The sequence below is a fragment of the Lysinibacillus sp. genome, from assembly GCF_032093475.1.
GTDB lineage: Bacteria > Bacillota > Bacilli > Bacillales_A > Planococcaceae > Lysinibacillus > Lysinibacillus irui.
Genome location: NZ_DAMDAY010000124.1, coordinates 1 through 11,623 on the forward strand (window position 1 = coordinate 1; position 11,623 = coordinate 11,623).

At 39.8% G+C, this 11,623-nt stretch carries 13 protein-coding genes; 2 read left to right on the plus strand and 11 right to left on the minus strand.

What is annotated here, in order from left to right:
- From RT445_RS19690 to RT445_RS19710, 5 genes are all read right to left on the minus strand, one after another.
- On the minus strand, positions 1-336 hold a 336-nt coding region (locus RT445_RS19690), incomplete at its 3' end, for a hypothetical protein (protein WP_313471380.1).
- Between the two features lie 227 nt (positions 337-563).
- A complete protein-coding gene (locus tag RT445_RS19695) occupies positions 564-1,358 on the minus strand; it encodes a M55 family metallopeptidase (protein WP_274796650.1) in 795 nt (264 codons plus the stop codon).
- A complete protein-coding gene (locus tag RT445_RS19700; RefSeq protein WP_313471381.1) occupies positions 1,355-2,056 on the minus strand; it encodes a M15 family metallopeptidase in 702 nt (233 codons plus the stop codon). The genes RT445_RS19695 and RT445_RS19700 overlap by 4 nt, the downstream gene beginning before the upstream one ends.
- 286 nt (positions 2,057-2,342) lie before the next feature.
- Positions 2,343-3,410: a DmpA family aminopeptidase gene (locus RT445_RS19705; protein ID WP_312507019.1), complete on the minus strand. Its 1,068-nt coding sequence runs from the start codon at positions 3,408-3,410 to the stop codon at positions 2,343-2,345.
- Positions 3,379-4,110 carry an aspartate/glutamate racemase family protein gene (locus RT445_RS19710; RefSeq protein WP_312507018.1) on the minus strand — a complete coding sequence of 244 codons (732 nt, stop codon included), beginning with the start codon at positions 4,108-4,110 and terminating at the stop codon, positions 3,379-3,381. Before RT445_RS19710 ends, RT445_RS19705 begins: the two co-directional genes overlap by 32 nt.
- A 249-nt stretch (positions 4,111-4,359) precedes the next feature.
- Between RT445_RS19710 and RT445_RS19715 the strand changes: the two genes are divergently transcribed.
- Positions 4,360-5,754, plus strand: a complete 1,395-nt coding sequence (locus RT445_RS19715) for an alanine/glycine:cation symporter family protein (protein ID WP_274796644.1) — start codon at positions 4,360-4,362, stop codon at positions 5,752-5,754.
- Between the two features lie 44 nt (positions 5,755-5,798).
- Here RT445_RS19715 and RT445_RS19720 read toward each other — a convergent pair whose 3' ends face one another.
- Complete coding sequence (locus tag RT445_RS19720; RefSeq protein ID WP_312507017.1) at positions 5,799-7,760, minus strand: methyl-accepting chemotaxis protein; 1,962 nt, start codon at positions 7,758-7,760, stop codon at positions 5,799-5,801.
- 315 nt (positions 7,761-8,075) lie between these two features.
- On the opposite strand from RT445_RS19720, the gene RT445_RS19725 reads away from it, so the two are divergent.
- The gene (locus RT445_RS19725; RefSeq protein WP_274796641.1) at positions 8,076-8,633 is read left to right on the plus strand and encodes a delta-aminolevulinic acid dehydratase; all 558 of its coding nucleotides are present in this window, start codon (positions 8,076-8,078) and stop codon (positions 8,631-8,633) included.
- Between the two features lie 39 nt (positions 8,634-8,672).
- Here the strand turns inward: RT445_RS19725 and RT445_RS19730 are convergent, their stop codons facing one another.
- The 5 genes from RT445_RS19730 to RT445_RS19750 form a co-directional block, all read right to left on the minus strand.
- A complete protein-coding gene (locus RT445_RS19730) occupies positions 8,673-9,212 on the minus strand; it encodes a DUF1572 family protein (RefSeq protein WP_274796640.1) in 540 nt (179 codons plus the stop codon).
- Positions 9,213-9,255: 43 nt separating this feature from the next.
- A complete protein-coding gene (locus RT445_RS19735; protein WP_312507016.1) occupies positions 9,256-10,146 on the minus strand; it encodes a hypothetical protein in 891 nt (296 codons plus the stop codon).
- Positions 10,139-10,654 carry an RNA polymerase sigma factor gene (locus tag RT445_RS19740; protein ID WP_312507015.1) on the minus strand — a complete coding sequence of 172 codons (516 nt, stop codon included), beginning with the start codon at positions 10,652-10,654 and terminating at the stop codon, positions 10,139-10,141. Before RT445_RS19740 ends, RT445_RS19735 begins: the two co-directional genes overlap by 8 nt.
- 101 nt (positions 10,655-10,755) lie before the next feature.
- Positions 10,756-11,364, minus strand: coding sequence for an SCO family protein (locus tag RT445_RS19745; protein WP_274796636.1), 609 nt, complete (start codon positions 11,362-11,364; stop codon positions 10,756-10,758).
- A 106-nt stretch (positions 11,365-11,470) separates the two neighbouring features.
- Positions 11,471-11,593: a YvrJ family protein gene (locus RT445_RS19750; protein ID WP_004229459.1), complete on the minus strand. Its 123-nt coding sequence runs from the start codon at positions 11,591-11,593 to the stop codon at positions 11,471-11,473.
- Positions 11,594-11,623: the final 30 nt, after the last annotated feature.

Here is an 11,623-nt window from a genome sequence, read left to right on the forward strand (position 1 = left end):
TATGAGCGGAGTCATCACCAAGATGAGCGCTTCTCTCACTTCTATGAGCGGAGTCCTCACCAAGATGAGCGCTTCTCTCACTTTTATGAGCGGAGTCCTCACCAAGATGAGCGCTTCTCTCACTTCTATGAGCGGAGTCCTCACCAGATGGAGCGCTTCTCCCACTTTTATGAGCGGGGTCCTCACCAAGATGAGCGCTTCCCTCACTCTTATGAGCGAAGTCCTCACCAAAAGGAGCGCTTCTCTCACTTCTATGAGCGGAGTCCTCACCAAGACGAGCGCTTTTCTCACTTTTTTGAGCGGAATCCTCACCAAGATGAGCGGATTCATCACCAAGATGAGCGCTTCTCACCTTGCTATGAGCGGAGTCCTCTCCAAGACGAGCGCTTCTCCCACTTTTATGAGCGGGGTCCTCACCAAGGTGAGCGCTTCTCACCTTGCTATGAGCGGGGTCCTCACCAAAAGGAGCGCTTCTCTCACTTTTATGAGCGAATTCTTCGATAGGTAGCCCCACTATCGAGCGAACCCACTCACTCCTTCATCAACTCAAAGAAAAACTCTCTTCACGTTAAAAATTGCAATAGTCGTAGAACCTCATAGTAATCGTCGGTTATAAACTCCACCGTATTATGTGGCTTGAATGTGGCATTTGGATAGAAAGAATTGCGGTAGGCTCTTGTATGATCACGGTAAATAATGTCTACCACGAAGCGATCTGGCAACTTCACCTGCAAAGCAGTGCGGGGCACCTTCATTGAAGATTCTACCAGTCTTTTCGTTTCCCTAATGGTTAGCTGTGGGCTGACACTAATCGTTGCATTTCCTACGCCTTCTTTTGTCGCAAACGTTACAATGTGGTCATTTAACGCCTGTATTTCTTCTGTGAGCCCCACGTCACCGCTAACGAAGGATACCGGAACACCGTGCAAGGCTGCTGCGTACGTATTGATTAAAAATTCACTTGCATATTCACCATTAATTTTGACATCGGCATATGTGCAAAGCGTATGGGCTAAGGGATTACGTTCACTTCCTCCTTTACTATGGTAGCCAATAAAAATAGCACGATCGAAGCTTTGATCAAGACCTGCTACCATGCACATAGGATCGTATGTCCAGCCACGGATGACTTTACAATTGATTGGCAAATTGGAAATATCCAGATTTCGAGCTGAATCATGTGCATCTTTTAATAAAATTTCTGTGGCCCCTCCTGCGATCGCACCTTCAATTGCTGCTTCTACCTCTCGCGTCATTTGTCTTTGGAAAAATTGATAATCTGGCGCATTTAACTCAGTTTCACTCCATGAGGTTGTGCCAGTAATGCCTTCAATATCTGCGCTAATATATACTTTCATAGAAATCGAAACTCCTTTACAGTATGATTTTGAATTGTTGCGTGTACTGCTCCGTAATAGGCTACTTGCGCTTGAACACGTCTGGCCCATGCCACATTGTGATAATCATAATGCCACCATTCCTCTGCATAATTGGTAAACCCTGCAAGCGTCATACAGTTATACAGTAAGCGCCGATGCCGACAAGCCAGAGTATTTTCTGCTGTATGCTGTTCAAAATACCGTGTAGCTGATTTTTCATTCATTTCATCAAAAGCTGTTCCAAGATCCAAAGCTTTCCCAGTTACATCAGCAAGCGTTACATCAATGGCACCTCCTGTTAAATGAGGTGCTAGATGAGCAGACTGTTCACTTGGAAAGGCTACATACCTTTTTGTTGCTTGCATGATTTCTTGAGAAGTCGCCTGCGGCATTTGTTGAGCTAATTGCCTCGAAAAATGACTAAACAAATAGTGTTGCACCTGAAAAGGACGATAGCCATCATAGAGTACTAGACTATATTCCTGTGGTAATAATGTTAACGCCTGCTGCAAACGCTCAAAAACCCCTTTACGTACATAAATTGTTCGTAAACTATCAGGGATTTGTTGCTGATAATAGATAGGCTCAATGAATAATCTCGGATGGGCAGCAGGGATCTGAATAAGCGGCTCATTGCTTTCACATACAGACTGCGTATTAGGATGGTTCCTTTCCATTACAGCTGCTATTGGTTGAAATAGTTTGACGATCCTGGAACACCACCCTTAGAATTTTTGGATAATTCAGTTTTTTTAAAATGAATATTATCACAACTCTCTAGCATTGACTAGATAAAAAAAGAATAATTACAAAATAATGGTTATTATCTGATAATGACACATATTCCAGCAGCATACCGTCGAAAAACCTCTATTTAAGGATTTTATTCAATGTATGGCTCACTCATGCTAAAAAAATGACGAATCCTCTGTTAGTGCACAAAAAAAGCTATTGAAACATGGTCTATGTTTCAATAGCTTTTTGAAATGAGTATGCTTCTATCGTATGTCCATTACGACCAACCGTTGTCTGTGCCTGTGAAAGTGAGTTCAAAATGGCTTCCTCTGTTGCTTCTGCAGCAGCAGCAAATAATTGATTCATGATAGGATGGTCCTCACGTAGCTGTGCTCTTGTTTCAACTAGCTGGTCAGTGCTATGAGGAATACGATGGGCAGTTGTAAAGCCAATGACAATATCGCCACTACCATGCGAAAAATGACTGCCTGTCCGTCCTAGACCGATACCACAACGTTTAATGACGCGGGTCAATTGTCGGCTACTTAGTGGAGCATCTGTCGCAAGTACAATAATAATGGAGCCATCTGTTGGTGATAAGGTCGATTTGCTTTGAATAGGTGAAGCTACATAATGCTCGGCTAAAAAGTCTGTACTTTGTCCAAAATTACTAAGAACTAAGCAGCCAACTGTATAGCTAACATCAGGTTGTTCGATTTTAACAAGACGAGAAGATGAACCAATCCCTCCTTTATAGCCGAAACACATCATGCCTTTTCCTGCACCAATGGCTCCCTCCTGTGCGGTATCGTTGGAGGCTTGATAAATCGCTTTGATGGCATGCTCTGGTGTCACAGCACAGGCTCTGATGGAGTTTAAATAACTATCATTACATTCGCCTACAACGAGATTAATGGTTCCTGTTGTGAGGCCAATGTCTTCATTCATGTCTAGCATATAACGCATCGTGCCTTGCGTAACTGCTGGCACACCGAAAGTATTGGTTAGCATAATGGGTGACTCAATAACCCCTAGTTCATTGACCTGTACAAGCCCTGTCGTTTTTCCAAAGCCATTCAGCACATAACTTGCAGCCGTCACCTTGTCCTGAAATACATTGCCGCTATGCGGTAAAATGGCTGTGACGCCCGTGCACGCATAGCCTCCATGCTGATCTAATGGCTCATCCAGTGTGACATGACCCACTCGGACTCCAGCTACGTCGGTAATACAGTTTTTTTGGCCGACTGGTAAGGTGCCAATTTTAATGCCTAATTGTCTTACTTTCCCCTGCATAATTTGCTCCCTCCTGAATAGCCATCGCTACAGCAGTCTGTGCATGGATGGCTGTTGTATCAAATACTGGAATCGTAACATTCTCCTGTTGAATCAGCAGACCAATCTCTGTACAGCCTAAAATGACCCCTTCTACACCAGCTTTCACAAGCTCGTCGATAACGTGGACATAGTATGCCTTAGAGGCTGGCACAATATTGCCTAAGCATAGTTCTTCATAAATAATACGATTTACTTCTATTCGCTCATGTTCGTTTGGCACAATGACTTCAATACCAAAGTCCTCTATTCTTGCTTTATAAAACGCTTGCTCCATTGTATATTTCGTGCCAAGAAGGGCAATTTTCTGTAGGCCTGCTTCTTTAATTTGCCGAGCTGTTGCATCCGCAATATGTAAAATAGGAATGGTGATAGATGCATCAATAATATCAATGACCTTATGCATCGTATTTGTACAGATAACGATAAAATCTGCACCTGCTCGCTCAAGTGATTGTGCTGCTTGAGCAAGGACCTCGCCCGCCTTGTCCCACTCTCCTCTAGCCTGAAAATGCTCAATTTGCTGGAAATCAACACTATATAGGATACATTTCGCAGAGTGTAAGCCTCCGAGCTGTTGTTTGATTTGTTCATTGATAAGTCTGTAATATTGTGCAGACGATTCCCAGCTCATGCCACCAATTAAGCCGATTGTTTTCATCAAAATCACTCTCCTTTTTTCTATTATTATACGCGGAACATGCGCAGAAATAAGAGAATTTTCCAAATACCTATAATTTTCTATAAAATAATTATTGTAGTTTACTATGAAACAATAATTAAAAATACAATTTCTAACTTACTATTTTGAAATCGCAAAATTTTAATATAATTCTTTATTTTAGAAAAGTTGATTTTTTATAAAAAAACAGTGTAGACTTAAACGTATTGTATGAAAGGAGGACAACTTATGGAATGGATTTCATCTATTGTAGATAGCGGAAATAATATTTTATGGACATATATCCTGATTATTTTACTTTTAGCAGCAGGATTATATTTTTCAATTGGTACAAAGTTTGTACAAATTCGTCTTTTTCCTGAAATGTTTCGTCTGATTGTTGAAAAAAGAGATGGCGAATCGGGTGTGTCACCGTTTCAAGCCTTTACGATTAGTGCCGCTTCACGTGTTGGCACTGGGAATATCACAGGTGTTGCCTTAGCCATTGGTGTCGGGGGCCCTGGTGCGGTATTTTGGATGTGGATTATCGCTATTTTAGGGATGGCAACCGCCTTCATCGAAAGTACTTTAGCGCAGGTGTACAAAGTCAAGGATGGCGATACGTTCCGAGGTGGACCTGCCTACTATATGGAGAAGGCATTAGGTCAAAGAAAGCTAGGTATTATCTTTAGTATTCTATTAACATTAAGCTTTGGATTTATTTTTAACGCTGTACAATCGAATACTATCGCAACTTCAGTTGGAGATGCATTTGACATAAGTCCAAAGGCCATCGGGGTTATGCTAGTAGTGTTAACAGCATTAATTATTTTTGGTGGTGTACATAGAATTGTAAAAGTAACACAAATTCTTGTACCTGTCATGGCGATCTTTTATTTACTTGTAGCCCTTTTTGTTGTGGTGACAAATTTATCTGAAATACCGAATGTATTCAAACTAATTTTCACGCACGCATTTGGTCTTCAAGAAGCGGCTGGTGGAGCAATCGGTGCGGCTATCATGCAAGGGGTACGTCGTGGTTTATTTTCCAATGAAGCTGGTATGGGTAGTGTGCCTAATGCAGCAGCTACTGCCAATACCTCACATCCCGCGAAGCAAGGGCTTGTACAAAGCTTAGGTGTCTTTTTTGATACGATTATGATTTGTACGGCGACAGCCTTTATCATTATTTTAGCTGGTTTATATGATACAGGTGAAAGCAACGGCATTATTTTGACGCAAGATTCTTTAGCTGTGCATGTTGGGGGCTGGGCTCCATATTTCATTGCCATTTCCATCATCTTCTTTGCTTTTAGCTCGATTATCGGTAACTATTATTATGGTGAATCCAATATTGAATTTATGAATGCCCATAAAGGTTGGATGTTTAGCTATCGTATTTTAGTGTTAGTTATGGTAATGTTTGGCTCGTTAGCACAGGTACAGCTTGTGTGGAACTTAGCTGACCTATTTATGGGTCTCATGGCTCTCATCAATATTGCTATTATTATGCTTCTTGGAAAAATTGCCTTCCTTGTATTAGACGACTTTACCCTACAACGTAAAGCTGGTAAAAACCCTGTCTTTTATGCAAAATCGATTCCAACGTTAAAAAATACAGATTGTTGGGAAGAAGATCGATAAAACAACGAACGCCACTCCTAATTTAACAGGAGTGGCGTTTTGCTTTAATATTTAAACTGACTAATGAGTTGCTTTAATTCATCTGCCATATGTGCTAGTGCTTGAGCAGAGGCATTGATTTCTTCCATTGAAGCTAATTGTTCCTCTGTCGATGCCGCTACATCCTCTGACGCAGCTGCATTACCTTTTGCTGAGAATGCCAGATCTTCCGTAACTGCTGCAACCTCTTGAACACCTGCAGACATTTGCTCTGAGGCTGAGGATACTTCCTCCATTTTAGGCGTAATTTCATTCATACTTGCCATAATAACTTGGAATTTTGTAATAGCTTCATCTGAAATATGCAATCCACTTTGCACATCCTCCGTCACCTTCGCCATAATCGTAACAGATTGCTCTGTTTCTTGTTGAATTCCTCGAATCAGCTCAAAAATTTGCTTTGCCGATTCCTGTGACTGCTCGGCTAGCTTGCGCACTTCATCTGCCACAACCGCAAAGCCTTTTCCATGTTCACCCGCTCGTGCTGCCTCTATTGCTGCGTTTAGTGCCAGTAAATTAGTTTGATCTGCGATGCTTGTAATGACATCTAAAATAGATGTAATTTGCTGTGATCGTTCATGTAAAGTTTGGATTTTCGCATTGGAATCCGCTACGGATAAATGGATGGACTGCATTTGATCCTTTGTATTTTGAACGGCTTGTCCACCCTCATCTGCTTGCAATGTTGCATGCTGTGAAAGATCGGTTACAGCAGAGGAGATTTCCGCTATGTGAAGAATAGCTGTTGAAAGCTCATGCAGTGACTCTGCATTTTTATTGGCGCTAATCGTTTGAGAATCAGCACTTGTTGCGACATCCTGAATCGAAATCGCTACTTTTTCAGTCGCAATGCTTGTCTGATTCGCATTGGCTGTTAGCTCTTCTGCTGACGAAGCGACTTCCTCTGCGTTTTGTTCAATCTTTTGAATTAGTGTCCGTAAGCTTTCTTGCATGTCATTAAAGGCCTGCCCTAATTGACCAATCTCATCATTTGAAGAAACCGTCACCGTCTCTGTGAGATCACCTTTACTAATTGTAACGGCGCTGTCCTTTAATGCTTTAATTGGTTTAATAATGGCCTTCATTACAAAATAAAAGACGATGGAACTAATAATAATAGCTGCCACTAATACAAGAATTGTATGATACAAAATGGAGGAAGCGGACTCATCAATTTCTTCAGCAAAAATTGTTCCGGTAATTTTCCAATTTGTTAATTCATTTGTTGTATAGAACAGGATTCGATCATCACCGTCAAAGACATAGTCATAAGTGCCCGATGAATTTTCGTACATTTTATCAAGGAAGCTTTCTTTCAGCTCTCCGCCTGCTTCTAGGGTCGGATGTGAAATGACCAAGTTATTTTCCCCAAAAATAGAGGAATAGCCATTTCTCCCAATCCGAATCGAATCGGCAACTTTTTGCAGGTCTGTTAGCTTGATATCAATTGCCACAACACCAGAGTGATCCTTAATCTGTTTGGCAACTGTCACCACCATATCGCCGGTTCCTGCGTCCTTATAAGGGTTAGTGATTAGGGTTTCTCCTTTAAGAGCTGTTGCCTCTTTATACCAATCTCGATCTAATGGATTGTAGTCCGCATCATTTAATCGAGGCTCCTGTGTAAAATCACCGTTATTCATGCCAATATAAACACTCAAAACATCTGGATTCAGCTTAGTATATTGCTGTAATTTTGACACAATCGATGCTTGTGCTTGCTCATACTGTTGAGCATCTACTTCACTACTAAAGACGTTAATTTCATCCATTTTTTCGCTAATGGTTTTATCAATAAGCTTATTTAAAATGCCTACACTTTCATTGGCACTAAATAAAATTTCTTCTTTAATGGAATCTTTTGCAGATAAGTAGGATAAACTCCCCACAGATATCACAGGGATAAGTAATACAAGCGCAAATAGCGTATAAAGCTTGCCTTTAAAACTGCTAAATAGTTTCTTCATATATCAGTCTCCTTTTAATTTACACGTGAAAAAATACTCTATTTTTCCACCATCTTTCCCTTTCTTTATCTGCATAACATTTCTCCCCTTACTTTTATCGGACGAAAAAAATTTTTTCAAACAATTTTATGATTTTCCTACTATTCAGTCTTTCCCGAAAAATAAAAATCCCCTATATTCGCCATTATTATGATGACAATATAGGAGTAATTTCGCTTTTTCTAGTAAATAAATAGCCTGCTGAACATCAGCAATTGACAATGTATCCTGTAATATTAACTTTTCATTTATACTAATAATGGAGGTGAAGAGACTTTGAGTAAACCAGAGTTATATGTAAATTTAGTAGTTGGACCAGATTGTGATTTCGAATCCATGGCCATTAGAGCGGCACTTGAATCATTTGGCGCCAGGGTCACACTGCATTTGATTGGAAGACCCAATGATTTGATTGATGTCTTATCTGGAGAGGACCTTTATGGCAGAATGGACTATCTTATTTTAAATTTCCACGGCAATGAAGGGCGCTTTTGTTTACCCGAGTTAGGCGAAGAAGTGTATGAGAACGATGAACCTCAAGATCTATACTTTGGACCAAGGCATATTGAGTCCTATTGCCGGCTACAAAATGTCAAAGTTCTAGCAACAGGCTGTACATTAGGTTGGCAGCAGCTAGCAACAGCCTTTTTAGCGAGTGGCTGTCAATCCTATTTAGCACCTGATGATTATATTGACGGCAATGCGAATCTTATGTTTGTTATTCGTTATTTTTATGAAATCATCACCAATCAAAAAAGTCAGCAGGAGGCGTTTGACCTTGCGCAAGCCATTGACTCTGAAACAGCCATGTACAAGCTTTATGTAGCAAATTAAAAGATCGTAGCAACAGATGATTGCTACGATCTTGTGTATTTATGATTGGTTTCTTTCTAGCATGGCCTCTGTAAAAGCTTGAGACTCCCCTTTTGCTATACTTAATGTTTGCCATTCAGAGCCCTTTACTTGTTTCGCAATATAAATAATTTGACCAACATGCTGTGCATAATGAGCCATTTGTCTCTCAATGGCATCGATCACAGCTAGCTGCTCTCCTCTAATGGTAACATGCCTCTCCAAATCAGATTCGCTTAAACTCGCCAAAGTATCTAAAAAGACTTGCCAGCCCTTTTCCCAAACTGCGATAATAGATTCTTTTGTATGAAGACTATCCATAAACTCATCATCCCGATTTCTTGTAGCCTTCTCACCATCTGTCGTTAAAAAATTCGTCCAACGTGAAATCATATTGCCACTAACATGCTTCACAATGACAGCTATATTATTAGATTCTTCATTATACGCCCAGTGCAGCTGTTCCTCTTCTAATTGGGCAAGAGCCTTATCCCCTAACTCTTTCACATTTTGGAATCTCTTTTGAACAACCTGTAAATAGGTTTGCGCAATCGTTGTCATTGACCCCCATCCCTTCTTTTCTATCATTTTACAATAGGATGAGCTAATTGCCAGAAATAAATTTTCTTACGATGGCTACCATTTTTTCTTGGACTTCTTCTTGATCACCATTTATTCGATAACCAATATGATAAACATATCCGTTATCATACGTATAAAATTCATTAGCACTGGTTGTAGTCATTCGAAAGACTCGCTTATCTGCCTCATCATAATCATAGTATATATATGCAAAACCTCGGTCTGGAGTCATCTCTCGATAATACAAAGGGTTCAAAAAATTAAAGCCTACATTCTTGAGGTTACTCCCCTCAATGTTCTCAATATTTTCTGTAAGTTTACGGTTAGCTAATGGGTTACGCTCTACGTTCGTAATTGTAAAATGAATATACTGCAAATCTACACCTGCAAGAGATTTTTCTTTAAAGCTAAATTGAAATTGCGTTTGTAGGCTACCATCTTTCATATCTGAAGTTACCGCATAGACCTCCTGAATATTTGCTTGAAACGGCAGATCTTTAGGCTCAATTAGATGGACTGCATCCCCCATTGTAGATGCTACTTCTTGCATAGCCCCGAAACCTTGAAGCGGAGCATAATACTTGATATTTTCTCGGTGATTGAGTGAATCGGCAATTTGAAAATACTGACTGTATGTTGTAGCAGTTCCATCTACCTCTGTCTGAAATAATTCAGTGAATGTAGGTACTTCCCCTTCATCCGTTACCTCAGTCGCCAATTGATTCATTGGTTGTATTGCTTGCCACGCAATAAATAGTAAGAGCGAACAAGTGATCAACATTGTGACTGCACGATATGTCCACTTTGTCTTGGATGGATGTGTTTGCTGTTGGATTTGTTGTCGAACGTTTTGAATGATCGCCTCTTTATGAGCTGTGACATCCTTCAAAATATGCATTGTATGCTTATCCATGGAAAAGTACCTCCCATTCGATATTTTGTAAATCTACTTTTAAAAGCTCTTTCCCTTTTTTTAAACGTGATTTCACCGTACCTTCAGGAATCTCAAGTAATTCAGCAATTTCTTTAATTGTCATTTCCTCTAAGTAATAATAGACAATCGCTTCTCGTGGCTTAATGGGTAACCGTAAAATTGCTTCATCTAATAAATCTTGTTCATCCTGAAGAATAAGTGTATCCTGCAAGACCGACTTTTGTTTGGTAAAAAATTTATGCTGAAATGTAATTTTTCGATATGCCCAGCTTTTTAAGTAATCCTTACATTTATTAATCGTCATGCGTGCCAAGTAAGCCTTCATTTCTCCTCGTTCTTCATAATGTTTTTGATGGTAGAATTTAATAAAAACATCCTGCACAATATCCTCGGCTAGTTGTAAATCCTTTGTATAGTAATAAGCAATTCGAAATAATTGCTCCGTATGTATAGCCATTAGTTGCTCTAATTTTTCGTTATCAGACATGCTTGTCCCTCCTTCTATACTATAAACGATGCTCAACTAGAAAAAGATTATTTTTCCAGAACAAAAAACCGTCTCTTAAGTCCGAGACGGTTTATTGCTTTTTATAAATTTTCATCAATATATGTTTCGATATCAGAAGCTATCGTATCAATTGGGACATCTTCAATATTTTCAGCATAGCCATTATACATTTTGACGATAACACCATCTTTATCGACTAAGAAAAATTGATTACCATGTATGACTTGATCACTGTTAGGGTCGTTTTTCACTAAAATTTTGGTATTTTTCACAGCAAATTGTTCAATATATTTTTGTGAATATCCTGTTAGAAGGTTCCATTTTGATTCATCTGGTACATTGTATTTACTAAGATAATCGGCTAACACCTCTGGTTTATCCACATCTGGATCTACTGAAAAGGCAACAATATGATAATCCTCTACTCCTTTTTTCTGGAGCTTTTCTTGCACTTGTGCCATATTCAATGACATGGGCGGACAAATCGACACACAGTTCGTAAATATATACATGCCGATCCAAGGCTTGCCTTTCAAACTTTCTAGTGAAATCGTTTCACCACGTTGATTTACATGTTCAAATTCGGGTATTTCCAGGCTATAATCTGCTTTAAATTTTGAATTTCCACATGCTCCTAGCACGGATGCACAAGTCAGCAGTAGAACTAGCCCTAGTAATTTACGTTTCATGGTCAACACTCTCCCTAACCTTACACTATCCTCATCCTAACGTAGGTTGTAAGCGTTGACAAGAACTACTAAGTGACAGCTTTCGTACATCTTTGTGAAATGGATTTCATTTTAACGAAACGAGTGCAGCATGAATCGCATCCAGCTTTACTTCGACGCGGTGCAACAAATAAAATGACACTAAAATCGGAAAACCGATATCGGATATCATGTTTAACCACTGTTCCATTAGGTCTCCTCTCCTCTCTCCTACGGTAAA

Bases quoted from the DNA above. Each gene is read 5' to 3' on its own strand.
- RT445_RS19730 (WP_274796640.1), bottom strand. From the start codon at position 9,212: ATGACAACGATTGCGCAAACCTATTTACAGGTTGTTCAAAAGAGATTC.
- RT445_RS19735 (WP_312507016.1), bottom strand. From the start codon at position 10,146: ATGGATAAGCATACAATGCATATTTTGAAGGATGTCACAGCTCATAAA.
- RT445_RS19750 (WP_004229459.1), bottom strand. From the start codon at position 11,593: ATGGAACAGTGGTTAAACATGATATCCGATATCGGTTTTCCGATTTTA.
- RT445_RS19705 (WP_312507019.1), bottom strand. From the start codon at position 3,410: ATGCAGGGGAAAGTAAGACAATTAGGCATTAAAATTGGCACCTTACCA.
- RT445_RS19715 (WP_274796644.1), top strand. From the start codon at position 4,360: ATGGAATGGATTTCATCTATTGTAGATAGCGGAAATAATATTTTATGG.
- RT445_RS19745 (WP_274796636.1), bottom strand. From the start codon at position 11,364: ATGAAACGTAAATTACTAGGGCTAGTTCTACTGCTGACTTGTGCATCC.
- RT445_RS19710 (WP_312507018.1), bottom strand. From the start codon at position 4,110: ATGAAAACAATCGGCTTAATTGGTGGCATGAGCTGGGAATCGTCTGCA.
- RT445_RS19720 (WP_312507017.1), bottom strand. From the start codon at position 7,760: ATGAAGAAACTATTTAGCAGTTTTAAAGGCAAGCTTTATACGCTATTT.
- RT445_RS19700 (WP_313471381.1), bottom strand. From the start codon at position 2,056: ATGGAAAGGAACCATCCTAATACGCAGTCTGTATGTGAAAGCAATGAG.
- RT445_RS19740 (WP_312507015.1), bottom strand. From the start codon at position 10,654: ATGTCTGATAACGAAAAATTAGAGCAACTAATGGCTATACATACGGAG.
- RT445_RS19695 (WP_274796650.1), bottom strand. From the start codon at position 1,358: ATGAAAGTATATATTAGCGCAGATATTGAAGGCATTACTGGCACAACC.